Source organism: Sphingopyxis sp. BE259 (assembly GCF_031457495.1).
GTDB lineage: Bacteria > Pseudomonadota > Alphaproteobacteria > Sphingomonadales > Sphingomonadaceae > Sphingopyxis.
Genome location: NZ_JAVDWM010000001.1, coordinates 1,382,222 through 1,401,555, shown reverse-complemented (window position 1 = coordinate 1,401,555; position 19,334 = coordinate 1,382,222). Strand labels below are relative to the sequence as shown.

Annotated in this window: 18 protein-coding genes; 12 read left to right on the top strand and 6 right to left on the bottom strand. The window is 65.4% G+C overall.

Annotation, left to right across the window (positions count from 1 at the left end; genetic code table 11):
- Window positions 1-15 precede the first annotated feature (15 nt).
- Window positions 16-453, top strand: coding sequence for a DUF1801 domain-containing protein (locus J2X44_RS06795; protein ID WP_310088768.1), 438 nt, complete (start codon window positions 16-18; stop codon window positions 451-453).
- A 42-nt stretch (window positions 454-495) separates the two neighbouring features.
- On the opposite strand, the gene J2X44_RS06790 is transcribed toward J2X44_RS06795, so the two are convergent.
- The 3 genes from J2X44_RS06790 to J2X44_RS06780 are packed head-to-tail and all read right to left on the bottom strand — an operon-like array spanning window position 496 to window position 3,851.
- Entirely contained in the window at window positions 496-1,266 is a 771-nt protein-coding gene (locus J2X44_RS06790; RefSeq protein ID WP_310088767.1) for a molybdopterin-dependent oxidoreductase, read from the bottom strand.
- A complete protein-coding gene (locus tag J2X44_RS06785; RefSeq protein ID WP_310088766.1) occupies window positions 1,263-2,114 on the bottom strand; it encodes a cytochrome b/b6 domain-containing protein in 852 nt (283 codons plus the stop codon). Before J2X44_RS06785 ends, J2X44_RS06790 begins: the two co-directional genes overlap by 4 nt.
- A gap of 30 nt (window positions 2,115-2,144) precedes the next feature.
- On the bottom strand, window positions 2,145-3,851 hold the full coding sequence (locus tag J2X44_RS06780; protein WP_310088765.1) for a class I adenylate-forming enzyme family protein: 1,707 nt from the start codon (window positions 3,849-3,851) through the stop codon (window positions 2,145-2,147).
- A gap of 77 nt (window positions 3,852-3,928) precedes the next feature.
- On the opposite strand from J2X44_RS06780, the gene lgt reads away from it, so the two are divergent.
- Genes lgt through J2X44_RS06750 form a run of 6 tightly spaced genes read left to right on the top strand, consistent with a single transcriptional unit; the run spans window position 3,929 to window position 9,947 of the window.
- Complete coding sequence (lgt, locus tag J2X44_RS06775) at window positions 3,929-4,807, top strand: prolipoprotein diacylglyceryl transferase (RefSeq protein WP_405053345.1); 879 nt, start codon at window positions 3,929-3,931, stop codon at window positions 4,805-4,807.
- The gene (locus J2X44_RS06770) at window positions 4,800-5,864 is read left to right on the top strand and encodes an SAM-dependent methyltransferase (protein WP_310088764.1); all 1,065 of its coding nucleotides are present in this window, start codon (window positions 4,800-4,802) and stop codon (window positions 5,862-5,864) included. Before lgt ends, J2X44_RS06770 begins: the two co-directional genes overlap by 8 nt.
- Entirely contained in the window at window positions 5,861-6,379 is a 519-nt protein-coding gene (locus J2X44_RS06765; protein WP_310088763.1) for a GNAT family N-acetyltransferase, read from the top strand. Before J2X44_RS06770 ends, J2X44_RS06765 begins: the two co-directional genes overlap by 4 nt.
- The gene (pgeF, locus tag J2X44_RS06760) at window positions 6,376-7,137 is read left to right on the top strand and encodes a peptidoglycan editing factor PgeF (protein ID WP_310088762.1); all 762 of its coding nucleotides are present in this window, start codon (window positions 6,376-6,378) and stop codon (window positions 7,135-7,137) included. The genes J2X44_RS06765 and pgeF overlap by 4 nt, the downstream gene beginning before the upstream one ends.
- Window positions 7,138-7,155: 18 nt before the next feature.
- The gene (locus tag J2X44_RS06755; RefSeq protein ID WP_310088761.1) at window positions 7,156-8,562 is read left to right on the top strand and encodes a DASS family sodium-coupled anion symporter; all 1,407 of its coding nucleotides are present in this window, start codon (window positions 7,156-7,158) and stop codon (window positions 8,560-8,562) included.
- Window positions 8,563-8,621: 59 nt separating this feature from the next.
- Window positions 8,622-9,947, top strand: coding sequence for a cystathionine gamma-synthase family protein (locus J2X44_RS06750; RefSeq protein ID WP_310088760.1), 1,326 nt, complete (start codon window positions 8,622-8,624; stop codon window positions 9,945-9,947).
- 34 nt (window positions 9,948-9,981) lie between these two features.
- Here the strand turns inward: J2X44_RS06750 and J2X44_RS06745 are convergent, their stop codons facing one another.
- Complete coding sequence (locus tag J2X44_RS06745) at window positions 9,982-10,713, bottom strand: HAD-IB family phosphatase (RefSeq protein ID WP_310088759.1); 732 nt, start codon at window positions 10,711-10,713, stop codon at window positions 9,982-9,984.
- Window positions 10,714-10,803: 90 nt separating this feature from the next.
- Between J2X44_RS06745 and J2X44_RS06740 the strand changes: the two genes are divergently transcribed.
- Genes J2X44_RS06740 through J2X44_RS06725 form a run of 4 tightly spaced genes read left to right on the top strand, consistent with a single transcriptional unit; the run spans window position 10,804 to window position 14,337 of the window.
- Window positions 10,804-11,910: an ABC transporter permease gene (locus J2X44_RS06740; protein WP_310088758.1), complete on the top strand. Its 1,107-nt coding sequence runs from the start codon at window positions 10,804-10,806 to the stop codon at window positions 11,908-11,910.
- Window positions 11,910-12,788, top strand: coding sequence for an ABC transporter ATP-binding protein (locus tag J2X44_RS06735; RefSeq protein WP_310088757.1), 879 nt, complete (start codon window positions 11,910-11,912; stop codon window positions 12,786-12,788). Before J2X44_RS06740 ends, J2X44_RS06735 begins: the two co-directional genes overlap by 1 nt.
- Window positions 12,788-13,729 (top strand): MlaD family protein, encoded by a 942-nt coding sequence (locus J2X44_RS06730; RefSeq protein WP_310088756.1) that lies wholly within the window; start codon window positions 12,788-12,790, stop codon window positions 13,727-13,729. Before J2X44_RS06735 ends, J2X44_RS06730 begins: the two co-directional genes overlap by 1 nt.
- Before the next feature lie 8 nt (window positions 13,730-13,737).
- On the top strand, window positions 13,738-14,337 hold the full coding sequence (locus J2X44_RS06725) for an ABC-type transport auxiliary lipoprotein family protein (RefSeq protein ID WP_310088755.1): 600 nt from the start codon (window positions 13,738-13,740) through the stop codon (window positions 14,335-14,337).
- A 178-nt stretch (window positions 14,338-14,515) separates the two neighbouring features.
- Here the strand turns inward: J2X44_RS06725 and pepN are convergent, their stop codons facing one another.
- Entirely contained in the window at window positions 14,516-17,110 is a 2,595-nt protein-coding gene (pepN, locus tag J2X44_RS06720) for an aminopeptidase N (RefSeq protein WP_310088754.1), read from the bottom strand.
- 46 nt (window positions 17,111-17,156) lie between these two features.
- On the opposite strand from pepN, the gene J2X44_RS06715 reads away from it, so the two are divergent.
- Complete coding sequence (locus tag J2X44_RS06715; RefSeq protein WP_310088753.1) at window positions 17,157-17,948, top strand: SDR family NAD(P)-dependent oxidoreductase; 792 nt, start codon at window positions 17,157-17,159, stop codon at window positions 17,946-17,948.
- A 93-nt stretch (window positions 17,949-18,041) separates the two neighbouring features.
- On the opposite strand, the gene J2X44_RS06710 is transcribed toward J2X44_RS06715, so the two are convergent.
- Window positions 18,042-19,334 carry a DUF445 domain-containing protein gene (locus J2X44_RS06710; RefSeq protein ID WP_405053344.1) on the bottom strand — a complete coding sequence of 431 codons (1,293 nt, stop codon included), beginning with the start codon at window positions 19,332-19,334 and terminating at the stop codon, window positions 18,042-18,044.

The following is a 19,334-nucleotide window of genomic DNA, read 5'->3' as shown; positions in this document are numbered from 1 at the left end:
GAGGGGAGACATGTGATGGGCAAAGCCGAGATCAAGACCAAAGCCACCGAAATCATCGTGGCCGACTTCATCGCCGCCGTCCCCGAGGCGCGGCGGCGCGAAGAGGCGGCCGTCATCGATGCGATCCACCGCCGGGTAACGGGGCTGGAACCGAAGATGTGGGGACCGTCGATCATCGGTTATGGCAGCTATGACTACACATATGACAGCGGCCATTCGGGGACCATGTGCCGCGCCGGGTTCAGCCCGCGCAAGGCGGCGATGACGCTGTACCTGATGGGCCACTACTGCGACCGCCAGCCCGAGGCGGACGCGCTGTTCGCGCGGCTTGGCAAATACAAGGTCGGGAAATCCTGTCTTTACGTCAACAAGCTCGCCGACGTTGATCTGGATGTGCTCGAAAAGCTGGTCGTGCTGAGCTGGGACGTCATGAACGAGCGCTATCCGACGTAAAAGCCGCCGTCATTGCTTTGCTAAGCTCGCAGTGACGAACGGCTATATCCCTGCATACCATTCGTAATCGATGCGGTCTTCCCAATAGCCGCCCTTACCCGCGCCGATGGCGTCGAGGCTGGCGACGGCTTCGATCGCGTTCACATATTTGGCGTGTTTGTAACCCAGCTGCCGCTCGATCCGCAGCCGCAGCGGAGCGCCATTGGCGATCGGCAGCACGGCATCGTTCAGCGCCCAGGCCATGATCGTCTGCGGATGCCGCGCATCGACCATGTCGCAGCTTTCGTAATAGAGCGCGTCGCCCAGCCGGTCGGCGCAGCGAAAGACGATATAGCGTGCGCTGTCCTTCACCCCCGCCGCCGCCAGGATGCGTGACAATTGCACCCCGGTCCATTGCCCGATCGCGCTCCACCCCTCGACGCAGTCGTGGCGGGTGATCTGGGTGCGCTGCGGCATCGCGCGAATGTCGGCCATCGACAGCGACAAGGGCCGCGCCACCAACCCGGTTACCGCGATCCGCCAGTCGGCAAAGCCGCTCGCCGCATGCGCGGCATAGGCGGCACCCGCGGGCAAACGCGTTCCGTTCGGCCGGAAATAGGGCGACAGGTCGGCACGGCTGAACTCGCGCGCCAGCGCATTGCGGTCGGTCAGCGCCCGCTGGCTCGCGTGGTTCATCTCTTCGCCCATCGACAGGATTTTGCGCACTGCGGGCGCTTCGTTGATCGCATCGCACGCCGACAGGAAGGGCAGCGTCGCGGCCAGCCCACCAGCGCGGACCATCAACTGGCGGCGCGGCATGATGATCTCGCTCATGCGCCGCGCTCCGGCGGCAGGCGGAACCAGCCGGTCACCATCGAGCGGAGTTCGTTCACTGGCCCGGCCAGCAGCACCATCGCGATATGGACGAAAAAGAACGCCACCAGCGCCCAAGCCGCGATGAAATGGATCGACCGCGCCGACTGCCGCCCGCCGAACAGGTCGAGCAGCCAGGGCCATGACGCATTCATCCCCGGCGACATCGCCAGCCCGGTCGCGATCATCAGCGGCAGCAGGATGAAGATCACCCCGATGTAGCTCAATTTTTGCAGGATGCCGTACCGCGCCGCCGCCTCGCCCGTTGGAAAGCGCAGCCGCGCGTGATCCTTCACATCGTGCCAGATATGGCGCGGCGACCATTCGCCGCGGCGGACGTGCAGATCGCGGCGCAGATGCCCGGCAAGCGCAGTCCATAACATATAAAGCGTCAGCCCGATCGCCATCACCCATGCAAAAAACAGATGCCAGCGCCGCCCGTCGGCCAAGCTGTAGCTGGTCGGGATCGTCGCCCAGCCGGGAAAGGCCCAAGTGCTTTCCTCGCCCGCGGCATCGGTCCAGCGGCCCAGCACCCCGGTCGTCTCGACCCGCCAGTCGCCGACGCGCAAATAGCCACTGTCGGCAGTCGAGCCGATCACCAGCCAGGCGCGATCGAAATTGGCGCCATATTCGCCCCAATAGAGCCGCGGATGCGCGTTGAAGATCGTCAGCCCGCTCATCAGCAGGATCAGCAGCGTGACGGCATTGACCCAGTGCCAGATCCGCGTCGGCAGCCGGTGGCGATACACGCGCACCGGTGCCAGCGACGTCGGCGCCGACGGAGCAACGGGAGTTTCAGCCTCGGCCATGATCCCGGTTCGCTCCCTCACCACGAAAAGTTACGCGACAACCTCCGCCGCATATTCGGCGCGATACTGATTGCGCAAACTGACCTTGTCGATCTTTTCGCTGCCCAGCTTCGGCAAGGCGTCGCCCGCCATCCAGATCTTGCACGGCACCTTGTACGGCGCGAGCCGCGCGCTGAGGAACGAGCACATATCCTCCGCTGTCACGCTGCTGCCCGGCTTGACCCACACGACCGCGCCGACGACCTCGCCCAGCCGCTCGTCGGGCAGGCCGAACACCGCACATTCGTTGACCTCGGAATGTTCATAGATCGCCGCCTCGACCTCCTGGCAGCTAATATTTTCGCCGCCGCGGATGATGATGTCCTTCTTGCGATCGACGATGAACAGATAACCGTCCTCGTCGACATAGCCGAGGTCGCCCGAACGGAAATAGCCATTGTCGAAAAACGCCGCCTTGGTCGCGGCCTCGTTGTTCCAATAGCCCGAAAAATTGGCGACCGAGCGAATGCACACTTCGCCGACGCTGCCCTGCGGCAGCGCGTTGCCATTGTCGTCGAGGATCGCCAAGTCGACCAGCGGCTTCGACGCCGGGCCGGTCGATAGCGGCTTGGCGACATAATTTTCGTTGATGATCCCGCAGCCCACGGCGTTGGTTTCGGTCAGGCCGTAACCCAGTAGCGGCTTAGCATCGCCCATTTCGGCGGCAAGACGCCGAACATGTTCGGGCGGACGCGGCGCGCCGCCGCCGGCGTAGCTTTTACACGTCGACAGGTCGTAATTCTTGCGGTTCGGGCTGACCAATATCTCATAGCTCATCAGCGGCACGCCGACGAAATAATTGCACTGCTCGTCCTGGATCAGCCGCATCGCCTCATCGGCGTTCCATTTCGGCATCAGCACCAGTTTGCGGCCGAGCGCAAAACTTTGCAGGAATACCGGCACTTCGGCGGTGACGTGGAACAGCGGGGTGCAGATCAGGGTCGCGGGCTGAATGTCCGACATCAACCCGTCCTGAGTCAGCAGATGGACGATACTTGCGGTCTGGGTGACATAGTTGAAGATCGCCTGGCAGATCGCCTCGTGGCGCGAAAAGGCGCCCTTCGACTGGCCGGTCGAGCCCGAGGTGAACAGGATCGTCGCCAGATCCTGGCCGGTCAGCACCGGCAGCGTCGTCGCGGCGCTGCCGCCCGCACCAGTGATCGGCGCCATCGCCTGATCGATCGGTTGCCGGATGTCGAGCGTGATGACCTTCGCGCCATGCTCGACCTCTTCGAGCCGCGCGGCGCGCTGTTCATCGGCAATCACCAGCTTCGCTTCGCTGTCGGTGATTCCCGCCGCCAGTTCGCCGCCCTGCCACCAGCCGTTGAGCAGGGTTGCGCAGCCGCCCGCCAGCAGGATACCGATATAGGCGACGCACCACGCATTGGCGTTGCGCATCGCCAAACCGACGCGGTCGCCGCGCTGCACCCCATGGCCCTCGATCAGCCCCGCCGCGACCTGCCGCGCCGCGACATAAACCTGCTTGAACGACAAGCGTTCATCGCCCTCGACCAGAAAGGTCGCATCGCCATGCTGCGCGGCAAAAAATGCAACATAATCCGCCAGATTCGTCGGCGCATTGGTGATGAAGGGCAGCTGCTGGCCAAAGCGTTCAACCGTCCCGACCTGGATCGGTCCGCCCGGACCGGTGATCAGATTATAGGCGGCGTCCAGGCGCAAATCGAGCGCGGATGGCATATTGTATCTCTCCTCTTGGTCTCGCTGGCCTAACCCCTTATGGGGAGGCCTCTCCTGGGGAAGGACCGCGCGACTTTATGTTTCTTTTTGCAACCCTAGCCGACGCAACGCAATATGTGAACTTCCATGATCTGATGGGAGACAATAGCGAGGTCGCGTTCAGCGTCTTTGGTCTGCCGATCCGCTGGTACGCGCTGGCTTATCTCGCCGGGATCTTTGTCGGCTATTGGTATCTGCTCAAGCTGATCGCGCAGCCCGGCGCCCCGATGGCGCGGCGCCACGCCGACGATATGATCTTTTACGCCATGCTGGGGATCATCATCGGCGGGCGGCTCGGCTATGTGCTGTTCTACAATTTGGAATCCTACGTCAGGGAGCCGCTCTCGGTATTCCGGCTCTGGGATGGCGGCATGTCGTTGCACGGCGGGGCGCTGGGCGTGCTGATCGCTATCTGGTATGTCACGCGCAAAGAAAAGCTCAGTTTCCTGCGCTTTTGCGACTATGTCGCCTGCGTCATTCCGTTCGGCCTGTTTTTTGGTCGCATTGCCAATTTCGTGAACAGCGAATTGTGGGGCCGGGTAACGACGGTTCCGTGGGCGGTCATCTTTCCTAACGGTGGCCCCGATCCGCGCCACCCCAGCCAGCTTTACGAAGCCGGGATGGAAGGCCTGGTGATGATGATCATCCTGGGCTGGCTGTTCTGGCGCACCGATGCGCGGTACAAGCCTGGCCTGCTGTTTGGCGTGGCGGCAATCGACTATGGGGTCAGCCGATTCCTGATCGAATTTGTGCGCCAGCCCGACGTCCAGCGCCAATGGATCGTCGATGCGACCGGGCTGTCGATGGGCCAGTGGCTTTCGGCGCCAATGATCGTGGGGGGCGTCTGGCTGGTCGCCACCGCCAAGGCGCGCCGCCAGCGGATCGAGCCGGTCGCCGGACCCGACAGCGTTGCGTGACGGACCGCCGACGCCTGCTGCCCTGATCGGCGACATCGCTGCCGCGCGGGCGACAACGGTCGCCGATTATATGGCGGCGGCGAACGGCCATTATTATGCGACGCGCGATCCGCTGGGCGCCGCGGGTGATTTCACCACCGCACCCGAAATCAGCCAGATGTTCGGCGAGATGATCGGCGTATGGATCGCCGACCTGTGGTCGCGCGCGGGCAAGCCCGCCTTTCACTATGTCGAACTTGGCCCCGGACGGGGTACGCTGGCGGCGGATGCGCTGCGTGCGATGGCACGGTTCGGTTGCGCGCCGCTCGCTGTCCATTTTGTCGAAACCAGCCCGACCCTCCGCAACGCACAATTGGCGCGCGTTCCCGGCGCGCTGCATCATGACGTCATCGACGACGTGCTGGACGACGGTGCGGCGATCATCGTCGCCAATGAATTTTTCGACGCCTTGCCCATCCATCAATATGTCCGCACCAGGGATGGCTGGCGCGAGCGGATGGTTGAGCGGCAGGGCGGTCGACTCACCGCGGTAGCGGGCGACGTTGCCGCCGACGACATCGTCCCCGCGGCGCTGCGCGCTGCGCCGATCGGCAGCATCGTCGAAACCGCGCCTGCGGCGGCGGCGATCATGCAAAGCTGCGCCTTTCGCCTCGCGCGGCGCGGCGGGGCCATGCTGGCGATCGACTATGGTTATGTGGGCCCGGCGGTCGGCGACACGCTGCAAGCGGTCAAGGCGCATCGCTTTGCCGACCCGTTCACCGATCCGGGCGAGATCGATCTGACCGCTCATGTCGATTTCAAGGCGCTTGCTGAGGCCGCGCAGTCTGCCGGGGCGACGGTCAGCGCCGTTGCAACCCAAGGCGACTGGCTGCAACGGCTGGGCATCGATGCGCGGCTGCAATCGCTGGCCACCGCCGCGCCGACCCGCGCCGCCGAATTGCAGGGCCAGCGCGACCGGCTTGTCGCGGCCGACGCCATGGGCGACCTGTTCAAGGTGATGGCCGTCACCGCACCCGGCTGGCCCACCCCCGCAGGTTTTACAGGAGACGCCGCATGACCGCCCTGCAATTGGCAACGCCTGGCGACGCGGAAGCGATTGCCGCCTTTGCCAACGGGTCTTTCACCCACACCTTCGGTCATATCTATGACGCGGCCGACCTGGCGACCTTCCTCGCCGACTGGAACCCGCCCGACCGCGTTCGGGCCCAGCTCGCCAACCCCGGCTATGCGATCGCGCTGGTCCGCGACACGGCGGGCGCGATCTTGGGCTATATCAAGATGGGACCGGTCGATTTCGACCTGCCAGCCGAGCAGCCAACCGACAGCGCCGTCGAATTGCATCAGCTCTATGTCGCCGAAGCCGCCAAAGGCACCGGCGTTGCCGCGGCGCTGATGGATTGGGGCATCGCCTGGGCGCGGGCGCGGGCGTCAATCCTCTACCTGACCGTGTTTACCGAAAACGACCGCGCCCAGGCCTTCTACCGCCGCTATGGTTTCTATGACGTCGGCCGCAACGAATTTCGCGTCGGCAATCATGTCGACGAAGATCGTTTTTTCAGGCTCGACCTGTGATCGCGCCGTTTGTCACGGCGGCGACGCTCGACGGCATCGCGCACGGCTTCTTCGGCCGTCGCGGCGGGGTGTCGACGGGCGAAGTCGCCTCGCTCAACTGCGGCCTGGGGTCGGGCGACGACCCGGCGCTGATTGCCGAGAACCGGCGGCGCGTGGCCGATTCGGTGCTGCCCGGCGGGGCGCTGACCGGCGTCTATCAGGTCCACGGCAACCGCTGCGTCATCGTCGATGGCGACAGCGAACCGACCGCGCGACCGGAAGCCGATGCCCTCGCGACGTGCACCCCCGGCATCCTGCTGGGCATATTGACTGCCGATTGCGTGCCGGTGCTGTTCGCCGACCGCGACGCCGGTGTCGTCGGCGCGGCACACGCCGGATGGAAAGGCGCGCTCGCCGGGGTAACCGATGCAACGCTGACCGCGATGGAACGCCTTGGCGCGCGCCGCACGAACATTGCCGCCGCGATCGGCCCGTGCATTGCCCGGGCTTCCTATGAGGTCGACGATGGATTTGTGCAGCGTTTCACCGCCGACGACCCCGCCAACGAACGCTTCTTTGCGGCGGCCAAGCCCGGCCACGCGATGTTCGACATCGCCGCCTATGTCGCGGCGCGGCTTGCCGCAGCGGGGGTTGTGCGAATTGCCATCGGCGGACAGGACACTTATGCCGAGGCGGACGACTATTTCAGCTATCGCCGCGCGTGCCATAAAAACGAGAACAGCTATGGCCGCCAATTGTCGGTGATCGGCCTGACCTAACAAGCGTTCGGGGGACGGATGACACGCACGCGCCTGCTTGGACTGATCGGTGGCCTGCTGACTTTCATCGTCATGCTCGCCCTCCCCGCCCCCGCGGGCATGGAAACCACCGCTTGGCATGTCGCTGCGATGACGGTGCTGATGGCGATCTGGTGGATGACCGAGGCGATGCCGCTGACCGTCACCGCGCTGCTCCCCTTCCTGCTGGTTCCCGCATTCGGGGTGATGGACGCCAATGCCATCGCCAAGGAATATTATTCGCCGATCCTGTTCCTGATCCTCGGCGGCGCCTTCCTCGCGCTCGCGATCGAGCGGGTCGGCCTGCATCGTCGCCTTGCGCTGGCGCTGCTCAAACGCGCTGCGCCGACCGCGACCGGGCTGCTGTTCGCCTTCATGGCGGCAACCGCGCTGCTCAGCATGTTCATTTCCAACACCTCGACCGCGCTGATCATGATCCCGATCGCGCTCGCCGTGGTGCGCGCCGGTGGTATACGCGAAGGCGAGACCGAGGGATTTGCCGGCGCGGTGATGATGGGCATCGCCTTTGCCGCGTCGATCGGTGGGCTCGGCACGCTGGTCGGCAGCCCGACCAACGCGATCGCCGCGGGGCTGATCGAAAAGGCACTTGGGCTTCGCATTTCGTTTCTCGACTGGGCGATTTACGGCGTCCCCGTCGTGCTGCTCGCCACGCCGGCCGCGATGATCATTATTGCGCGGGTCCAGCGTCTTGCAGCGCATCCCTTTGACGGCGTCGCGGCGGCATCGGCACTGGGAAAGCAGGCGATCTGGTCGACCGCCGAACGCCGTGTTGTCCCAGTCTTCCTGCTCGTCCTGCTCGCCTGGATCGCACAGCCGTGGCTCGAACCCTTCCTGCCCAAGGGCGCCCTGACCGACGGCACGATCGCGGTGGCGGGCAGTCTGCTCTTGTTCGTGCTCCCCGACGGCACCGGCCGTCCGCTACTGATCTGGAAAGAGGCCGATCGCGCGCCGTGGGGCGTGATCATGATGTTCGGCGGCGGTCTCGCGCTCGCTGCAGCGATCACCGCCAGCGGGCTGGCGGCGTGGCTGGGCGCCGTTCTGGCCCCGCTCGGCAGCATCCCGACGATCGCGCTCGCCGCGATCATCGTCGCGCTGACCATCCTGATCACCGAATTTGCCAGCAATGTCGCGACCGCCAGCGGCATCATGCCAGTGCTCGCGGCGCTGATCGCGGCGACCGGGGTCGACCCGATCCTGCTCGCGTTGCCGGTTGCGATGGCGGCCAGTTGGGGGTTCATGCTACCGTCGGGCACCGGTCCCAACGCGCTTGCCTGGGCGACCGGCCATATCGCGCTGCCGCGGATGTTGAAGGCCGGATTGGCGCTCGACGTCCTGGGCGTGCCGCTGTTGATCGGAGTCATCTGGGCCGTAGCGATGTTGGGGTGACGCGCGGGGCAAAGGGCGCTAGTTGCAATCGAAACTAATCTGACCCCAAGGACAACAATATGCCCCCGATCGACAACAGCGACCTCACCGGCACCAGCCCGCGCCGCAAGCCCAAGCAGGACGTCACCGAAATCGGCGGGCGCGAACTGTCCCCGGCGACACTGATGATGGGTTATGGCTATGATCCGATGCTGTCCGAAGGGTCGCTGAAGCCGCCGATCTTCCTGACCTCGACCTTTGCGTTCGAAAGCGCCGCGGCGGGCAAGCATCATTTCGAGGGGATCACCGGCAAGCGCCCGGGCGGCGCCGACGGCTTGGTCTATTCGCGTTTCAACGGCCCGAATCAGGAAATCCTCGAAGCGCGGCTGGGCGTCTGGGAAAAGGCCGAGGATGCGCTCGTGTTCTCGTCGGGCATGTCGGCAATCGCCACCCTGCTCCTCGCGCACGTCAGCATGAACGACGTCATCGTCCATTCGGGACCGCTCTACGCTGCCACTGAAACGCTGATCGCACGCATTCTGTCGCGGTTCGGCGCGACTTATGTGGACTTCCCCGCCGAGGCGTCGCGTGACGAGATGGACGCGATCCTGACCCGTGCCAAACAGATGGCGGCCGATCAGGGCGGCAAGGTCGCGATGGTCTATCTGGAAAGCCCCGCTAACCCCACGAATGCGCTGGTCGATGTCCAGGCGATGCGCGCCGCGACCGACGCCGCCTTTGCCGAAGGCGCGCGGCCGCCGATCGCGATCGACAACACCTTCCTTGGCCCCCTGTGGTCAAAGCCGCTGGCGCATGGCGCCGACATCGTCCTCTACAGCCTGACCAAATATGCCGGGGGCCACAGCGATCTGGTCGCGGGCGGGGTGCTGGGATCGAAGCATTGGCTCGGGCCGATCCGCATGATGCGCAACACAATCGGCACGATCTGCGACCCGCACACCGCGTGGATGCTGCTGCGGTCGATGGAAACCGTCGAACTGCGGATGAGCCGCGCCGGAGAAAACGCTGAAAAAGTTTGCGCGTGGTTGCGCGATCATCCCAAGGTCGAAGGCCTCGGCTACCTCGGCTTCCTGCCCGAAGGATCGCAAAAGGATATTTTCGAGCGTCATTGCACCGGCGCCGGATCAACCTTTTCGCTGTTCATCAAGGGCGGCGAGGCGGAGAGCTTTCGTTTCTTGGACGCGCTGAAGATCGCCAAGCTGGCCGTCAGCTTGGGCGGCACCGAAACGCTGGCCAGCCACCCCGCGGCGATGACCCATCTGTCGGTACCCGACGCGCGCAAGGCGTTGATGGGGATCACCGACAATCTGGTCCGCATCTCGATCGGCATCGAGGACGCCGACGATTTGATCGCCGATTTCGCGCAGGCGCTGGACGCGGTTTGAGAAACACAAAACCCTCCCCCATCAAGGGGGAGGGCTATTTGGGGCGCCGCTTCGCTGCCCGCCAATCGACCACCGACCAGCCCATCTGCGGCGCCAGCTTCTTCAGCCCGCGCGACGGCGTCGTCGCCACCGCCTCATCGGCAAAGCGCAGCATGGGATGGTCGGACAGATGGTCCGAATAGGCGCGGATATGGGCGCTGTCGCGGGTGATCGCGTTGGCGGCCATCCAGCCGTCGATCCGGGCGAATTTGGCATCCCCATAACAATTGTCGCCCGACAGGCGCGCGTGGATATGGTCGGCACCATCAGGTTCGTCGAGCCGGGTCGCCAGCACATCGTCCATCCCCAGCCGCTTGGCGATCGCATCGACGTAGAGATGGAAGGATGCGGTCGCGAGCAGCAACCGATACCCGGCCTCGCGATCGGCGGCGATCTGTTCGAGCGCGGCGGGATGCAGCCCGCGCGCCACCACCTTGTCGGCATAGCTTTCGGCGAGCGGCGCAATTTCGGCGCGCTGGAACCGCGGCCCGACCAGCAGCCGCAGGTTGATCGCTTTCAGCCGCGACCGGTCGATCAGGCGCAGCGCATAGGCGGCGCTCGCCAGCCCGACGAGCGGCAACAGCAACAGCCGCCATTGCTGGCGGCGCCCCGCAACATGCATCAAGAACCCGCTGTAAGTCCCTGATCGAGTTATTGTTCGGTCCATGTCGTACATCGCCACGCGGTGCGCGTAATCGGTGGGCGGGGCGATCGGCAGCGTTTCCATGCGCCCATCATAGAGCCGCGCCGCGCAGCGGCCAAGGGGGACGGGATTCGCTTGCCGTGATCGGGCAAATAATACAATGTCCTCCGCACGATGGTGGCCCGGGCGGATTTCGAACAGAGCGAAGGTGCGAATGGCACCGACATCCGCTTCACCGGCCGGTTGACGCTGGCGCGGCTCGGCGATCTGCCGGCGCGGCTCGACGCGCTCGGCCCGATCGCCACCCTCGACCTGTCGGCGCTCGAACGGATCGACACCGTCGGCGCCTGGATCGTCACCCGCACCGTCAACGAGCATGGCGCCAAGGTGACCGGCGCCAGCCCGGAAGCACAGCGGCTGCTCGACGCCTTGGCCAGCGACAAGAGCGAATATCGCGTCCACCGCGACCGTCGCCCGCCGCTGGTCCGCATGCTCGAACAGGTCGGCGTCGCCAGCATGGCGGTGTGGAACGAACTGCTCGGCATCGTCGGCTTTTTCGGCGCGATGATCATGGCGCTCGGCACCCAGCTCCGCGCCCGGCGGCGGCTGCGCTGGCACGCGATCGTGACGCGGTTCCAGACCGTCGGCGTCGACGCCCTCCCCATCATCGGCCTGATGACATTCCTGATCGGTATCGTCGTTGCACAGCAGGGCGCGGTCCAGCTGCGCCAGTTCGGGCTGGAAGTGTTTACCGTCAATCTGGTCGGTCGCGCGTCGATCCGCGAACTCGGCCTGTTGATGACCGCGATAATGGTCGCGGGTCGGTCGGGCAGCGCCTTTGCGGCGCAGATCGGCACGATGAAGCTGACCGAGGAAATCGACGCGATGCGCACGATCGGCGTCTCGCCGATGGAGGCGATCGTGCTGCCGCGCGTTGCCGCCGCGACGATCCTGATGCCGCTGCTCGGCTTTTACGCCAGCATCTGCGCGATCATCGGCGGCGGGGTATTCTGCTGGATCGGGCTCGACATCCCGCCGGTCACCTATGTCCAGTTGCTGCGCGACATCATCCCGATGACCGATTTCTGGGCGATGCTGATCAAGGCGCCGGTGTTCGGCATATTGATCGGAGTCACCGGCTGTTACGAGGGCATGCAGGTGCGCCAGAACGCCGAGGAGGTTGGCCAGCGCACGACGTCGGCGGTGGTCGCCGCGATCTTCCTGGTCATCGTTCTCGATGCGATGTTTGCGGTCTTCTTTTCCTCGATCGGATGGAATTGATGACCGAAGAGATCGACGCCCAAGTTGCCGAAGAGCTCGCAGCCGCCGATGCGGTGCAGCCCGAGGCGTTCGACTATGCCATCCGCATCCGCGGGCTGGTCAACCAGTTCGGCGACGCAGTGATCCACGACGGGCTCGACCTCGACGTCCGGTCGGGCGAGATCATGGGGGTCGTCGGCGGATCGGGGACCGGCAAGTCGGTGCTGATGCGGTCGATCATCGGCCTGCAAACCCCCGCAGCGGGCGAGATCGAGGTCTATGGCAAGACGCTCGACACAATCGCCAACGAAGAGGAATCGCGCGATCTGCGCCGCCGCTGGGGCGTGATGTTCCAGGGCGGGGCGCTATTTTCGACCCTGAGCGTCGCGGAAAATATTCAGGTGCCGCTGCGCGAATATTATCCGCGCACCGACCAGAAACTCCTCGACGAAATTGCGGCGTATAAGGTCGCAATGGTCGGCCTCCCCCCCGATGCGGGGCCGAAATACCCCGCCGAGCTGTCGGGCGGCATGGTCAAGCGCGCCGGGCTGGCGCGCAGCCTGGCGCTCGATCCCGCGCTGCTGTTCCTTGACGAACCGACTGCCGGGCTCGACCCGATCGGGGCCGCCAAGTTCGACGAGTTGATCCGCGAGCTGGCCGACACGATGGGGCTCACCGTCTTCCTCATCACCCATGACCTCGACTCGCTGTATGCCACGTGCGACCGCGTCGCGGTGCTGGCCGAAAAGAAGGTGATCGCGGTTGGCACCATCCCGGAATTGCTTGCCACCGAGCATCCCTGGATACAGGATTATTTCAACGGACCCCGCGGCCGGGCCGCGGCGGGCGGAAACCAAACTAGTCAGGCCAAGGTGTTGGCCGGCGATAGGAAAAGCTGATGGAAACTCGCTCGAACAACGTCCTGGTCGGCGCCTTCGTCCTGTTCTTTACTGCGGCGCTCGCCTTTTTCATCGTCTGGCTGGCCAATGACAGCGGCGGCACGAAGCGCGAATATGACATCTTTTTCAAACAGTCGGTCGATGGCCTGAACAAGGGCGCGGCGGTTCAGTTTTCGGGGGTACCGTCAGGACAGGTGCGCGAAATTGCGCTGTGGCCCGACGATCCCCAATTCGTCCGCGTCCGCATCGAGGTGAACGAGGGCGTGCCCGTGCTGCAAGGCACGACCGCGGCGCTTGAAGGCGTCGGCTTCACCGGTGTGTCGCAGATTTCACTCGACGGCGCCGTCAAGGGCGCGCCCGCGATCGCCGACAAGGGTCCGGCGGGCAAGCCCGTGATCCCGACCCGCGTGGGTGGGCTGGGCGAATTGCTCAACACCGCGCCGCAGTTGCTCCAGCGATTGTCGACGCTGACCGAACGGCTCGCCGAACTCGCCGACGACCGCAATCAGGCGAGCTTTGCCGCGATCCTCGACAATGTCGAAGCCAGCACCGCGATCCTCGCGCGCAACGGCCCCGCGATCGAAAAGGCGCTCGCCGACACGCGAATTGCGATCCAGCAGACCGGGGTCGCCGCCGAACAGATCGGCAATCTCGCGGCGTCGGCGCAGGGCACGATCGACCGCAACGTCGATCCCGCGATGCAGGATCTGCGCAAAACGCTGCGTTCGGCCAGTGAATCGATGGCCACGCTGGAGGGCGCGATCGCCGACGCGCGGCCAGGCCTGAAAACCTTCAGCGAAACGACGATCCCCGAAGCCAATGCGCTGATCCGCGACCTGCGCCGCACGTCTGCCTCGCTGTCCAGCCTGACTGACAAGCTCGACCAGCAGGGTGCCGGCGCCGTTCTGGGCGGCAGCAAGCTGCCCGATTACAAGCAATGAGGACGATCATGATCCGCCATCTCCGCACCCCGCTGCTCGCCGCCGCCTTTGCCGTCTCGCTGTCGGCGTGCATCGGCCTGGGCGGCAAGACCCCGCCGTTCCTGTTGACGCTCGACGCCGCCGCCGCTCCTTCGGCGGGCGCCGCCCGCACCGCCACCGACGCGTCGACGCTGACCATCCTGATCCCGACCGCGCCGCAGAAACTGCGCACGACGCGCATCCCGGTGCAGCAGGACAACAGCAGCGTTACCTACGTCAAGGACGCACAATGGGTCGAGGCGCCGCAGCGCCTGTTCCAGCGGCTTGTGTCGGAAACGGTGTCCGCGCGCACATCGCGCGTAGTGCTGGACGAAGGGCAATATCTGACCGCGCCGGGCGAACAGCTTGCCGGACAACTGATGGAATTCGGCGTCGATGCACGGACGGGCGAAGCGGTCGTCGTCTATCAGGCAATGCTGGTCGCCGCGGGTGGCAAAACGGTCAGCCAGCGCCGCTTCGAAGCGCGCGAGGCGATCGGCGGCGAGGTTGAAGCCAAGCTGGTCGGTGAAGCGCTGACCCGCGCCGCGAACAAGGTCGCGGGTGAAGTTACGGGATGGCTGGGGGGCTAGGTTGCGCGCTTTGAACAGCAGGTAGCGACCAAAAGCTGCTGTAATTTACATCGTCATCCCGGACTGGATCCGGGATCCATCTGCCCTCTCAAGATTACGGCGGCGCAAGGGTCATGGACCCCGGATCAAGTCCGGGGTGACGAGGGTGGGGTATGTCCGCTACCCACCCCAAAGCTCGCTACCCCAGCAAACTCTTGCTCGCCTGCTCGGTCACATCCCTCGACAACCCCGGCTGCGCCAATATCCGCTCCAGTTCGCTCCGCATCATCGCCGCGCGCGCATCGTCGAAGCGTTTCCAGCGGCCAAGCGGCGGGATCATCCGCGCCGCGGTCTGCGGATTTTTTGGGTCGAGCGCGATGACGAGGTCCGCGATCAGCCGGTATCCGGCGCCATCGGCCTGATGGAACGCCGCCTGATTGCCCGACAGCGCGCCGTATAGCGACCGCACGCGGTTCGGGTTGGCCAGGGTGAAATCGGGATGCTGCGCCAATTCCCTGACCGCATCGACGGTATCGGCGCGCAGCGACCACGCCTGCACCTGGAACCATTTGTCGAGTACCAGCGGATTGTCGCGATAGCGCTGGTAGAAGATGTCGAGCGCGTGGGCGCGCTCGTCGCTGTCGCCATGCGCCAGCGTCGCCAGCGCCGCCTGCCGTTCGGTCATCCCGTCGGCGTCAGAGAATATCCGGAACGCAAACGCAGGCACATCGTCCTTGCCGATCGCCGCCAGATAGGCGAGCGCGACACCGCGCAGGCGGCGGCCGCCCTTGGCGGCGCGCGACAGGTCGGTCGCGGGCGGGGCGGGGCCCGCCAGGATCGCGCGCCATTCACTTTCCAGCGCGGCACCGATTGCGGCCTGCAATGCCAGCCGTTCGCGGCGGATCGCGTCGGGATCGACGGTCACCATCTGGTCGCCGATAAACGCCTCGCTGGGCAGCAGCACCGCCTCGGCGACAAACGCCGGATCGGTCTGGCGCCCGGCCAGCGTCCCCGCCACGGCGTCGATCACCGCGCCATGATCGGGGGCTCCGCCCGATACCGCAGCGACCAGCGTGTCGAGCATCAGCTGCTGCAACGCTTCATAACGCGCGAACGGATCGTCGTCGTGCGCCGCAAGCCACGCGAGTTCGCCCGGTGCGCGGGCATAATCGATGATGACCGGTGCCGAAAAGCCGCGATTGATCGACAGCGCGGGCCGCGCTGCAAAGGCGCCGAGCATCACCCGCTGCGTCGCACCGGTCAGCGTGACCAGCGTTTCGGGCATCGCCGCGCCGCTGCCGTCCATCGCAAAGGCGGCGAGTTTCAGCGGCATCATCATCGGCTGCTTGTCGGGCTGCCCCGGGGTTGGCGGCACCGTCTGCTGCACATCGAGCGCCCATTGGCCTCCATCCTCAACCAGCGACAGCGACAGGCGCGGCGTCCCGGCCTGGCTGTACCACAGGCGGAACTGGGTCAGGTCAATGCCTGCGCCCTCCTCGATGGCGCGGACGAAATCCTCGCATGTCGCGGCCTCGCCGTCGTGGCGGTCGAAATACAGGTCGGTGCCTTTGCGGAACCACTCCGCTCCGACCATCGTCGCCATCATGCGGATGATCTCCGCGCCCTTGTTATAGACCGTCGCGGTGTAGAAGTTCGAGATCTCCTGAAAGCTGTCGGGGCGGATCGGGTGCGCCAGCGGCCCGGCATCCTCGGGGAATTGCGCGGCGCGGAGCAGGCGGACATCCTCGATCCGCTTGACCGGCGGCGACCCCATATCGGCCGAGAAGCACTGGTCGCGGTAGACGGTGAAGCCTTCTTTCAACGACAGCTGGAACCAGTCGCGGCAGGTGACGCGATTGCCCGACCAATTGTGAAAATATTCATGCGCGACGACGCCCTCGACCCCGTCATAATCGACGTCGGTGGCGGTGTCGGGATCGGCGAGGATGTAGCGGGTATTGAAGACGTTGAGTCCCTTGTTCTCCATCGCGCCCATGTTGAAATCGCTGACCGCCACGATGTTGAACAGGTCGAGGTCATATTCGCGGCCATAGACGCGCTCGTCCCACGCCATGCTGTCTTTCAGCGCCTGCATCGCATGACCGGTGCGATCGAGGTCGCCGTCGCGCACCCAGATGCCGAGTTCGACTTCGCGCCCCGACATCGTCGTAAAGCTGTCACGGTTGACCACCAGGTCGCCCGCGACGAGTGCAAACAAATAGCTCGGCTTGGGCCACGGATCTTCCCACAGCGCCCAATGATTGCCGCCCGCACCGTCACCCTTCGCGGTGCAATTGCCGTTCGACAGCAGGATCGGGAACGCCGCCCTGTCGCCTTCCATGCGAACCGTGTAACGGCTGAGCACATCGGGGCGGTCGGGGTGAAAGATGATGCGGCGGAACCCTTCGGCCTCGCACTGGGTGCAGAGCATACCGTTCGACGCATAGAGCCCCATCAGCTGGGTGTTCGACGCGGGGTGGATCAGCGTGTCGATCTCGACCGTCGCCGCCGTGCGATCGCCCAGATCGACGATCAGGTCGCTGCCGTCCATCCGCCAGTCGTTCCAGCCTTCGCCATCGACGCGCACCGCCGCCGGGGTCAGCCCGTCGCCGCGCAGCACCAACGGCACGGCCGTATCGACGTGGCGCACGACCGACAGCGCCGCGGCAACGCGTGTCGCCTCGACCGCAAGCGCAAAATCGAGCGCCACATCGGGCACCTGCCAGTCGGGCGGGCGATAATCGCCGCGGTGGATGGTGACGGGGATGGCGGGGGTGGAAGAGGCATCGGTCATGTTTCAGGTCTAGGCGCGGGGCGCGGGCCGCGCAATAAGGCGGGCGATGGGACAGATGCTGATTTTCGGGCTGGGCTATGCTGCGGGCCACTTTGCCGACCGCCTGCATGCGCGCGGGTGGGATGTGACGGGAACGACGCAGGACGGCCGCGCGGGCAGCATTGCCTTTGGCGACGAATCCGCGGTGCTGGCGGCGCTACGGTCGGCGACGCATATCGTGTCGTCGGTGCCGCCCGTCGCTGGCGCCGACCCGGTGCTGACGCGCTATGGCGATGCGATCGCGGTCGCCCCCGCGACATGGACCGGCTATCTATCCTCGACCGGCGTCTATGGGGATGCGGGCGGTGCTTGGGTCGATGAAAGCGCCCCGATCAAGGGACGCCGCGCCGACCGCAATGCCGCCGATGCGGCCTGGCAGGCGTTGCGCAGCGACGTCCGGGTCTTTCGTCTCCCCGGCATCTATGGCCCGGGCCGCTCGATCCTTGACCGTATCGGCGCAGGCCGCGCGCACCGCATCGCCCTGCCCGATCAGGTTTTCAGCCGCATCCATGTCGACGACATCGCGGGCGGCGTGATCGCATCCTTCCGCGGGCCGCCGGGGGTCTATAACCTCGCCGACGACGAACCCTGCCACCAGAACCGGCTGGTCGAATGGGGCGCCGCGATGCTGGGCGCGCCGCTGCCGCCGTTGCAGACGCTCGACGAGGCGGGCCTGTCCCCCGCAGCCCACGCTTTCTATGCCGAGAACAGGCGGGTTGCGAATGGCAGGGCGAAGCGGCTCTTGGGCTGGGCGCCGCGCTATCCCAGTTTTCGCGAGGGGCTGTCGTCGTGCCTGTAGCCGTCACCCCCGCGAAGGCGGGGGCCGCTATCGGTCTTCTTCAGCGCCGTTGCGTAAACCTACGACGGCCCCCGCCTTCGCGGGGGCGACGCATCAGATCACCACATCCACCGCATGGATCAGCACCCCGACCAGTCCGCCGACCAGCGTCCCGTTGATGCGGATATATTGCAGATCGTCGCCTACGGCATTTTCCAACCGGTCGGTGATCGTCTTCGCGTCCCAGCTGCGGATCGTGTCGGACACGAGTTTCAGCGCCGTTTCGCCATAGCTGTCAACGACGCCGACGACGGCGCGGCGGGCGTAGCGGTTCAGCGTGCGTTTGATCGCGGCATCCTCGCCCAGCATTGCGCCGAATTGCGTCACCAGCTCGCCGATCCGCCCCGCGAGCATCGTGTCGGGGTTGCGGGCGGCTTTCAGCAGCGCGCCGCGGCCCTGTTCCCACAGGCCGTCGAGCCAGCGCTTGACGGCCTTGTTTTCGAGCAGTTCGTCGCGAACCTTGGCAACCTTCGCCTGCACCTCGGGATCGTGCTGCAGGTCGAGCGCCATCTTGGCCAGCCCTTCCTCGACCCGGATCCGCAGCGGATGGGTTTCATCGACCGCCATTTCGCTGAGCAGCTTCGACAGCCCGGCGACGATGCGGTTCGAGATGCTCTCGTCGAGCCCGGTAAAGCGCACAATTGCGTTCGAGTTATCGTGGACCATCTGGTGGATCAGATGCTCGTTGAGTTCGAGCGTCTTCGACCCCCATTTGACCATCGCATCGAGCAGCGGCTGGTGCCGTCCTTCCGCCAACGCCGCCTGCATCGCCTGTCCAAGCAACGGCGCGACATCGAGCTCGCGCAGCCGGTCAGCGATCGCCGATTTGACCATGCCGCCAAGGCGTTGCTGGTCGAGCGCGCCGAGCCCATCGGCGATGATTCGCGACGCGCCAAGCCGCAGCCGCCCACCGCCCTCACCCGGCTGCGACAGAAATTTGCCGACCGCGCCAGCGACATCAACCGTCTGCATCTTGCGCGCGATCAGTCGCGGCAGCAGGAAATTGGTGAGCAGGAACCGCGCCAGTGTGTCGCCGATGCGGTTCTTGTTGCGCGGGACGATCGCGGTGTGCGGAATGGGTATGCCCATCGGATGACGGAACAAGGCGGTTACCGCGAACCAGTCGGCCAGTCCGCCGACCATCGCCGCCTCGGCAAAGGCGCGCACGAAGCCAACCGCGGGGTGGACATCCTGATAAAATTTGGCGGTGACGAACACCAGCGCCATGACCACCAGCATGCCCGTGGCGACCACGCGGACATTTAATCCGCCGGTTGGAACGGCAACGCCCACCCGCAGGGGGTGGGCGCGTCCGGCTTCGTCCGGGGTCGAAATCTTGTCCATCAT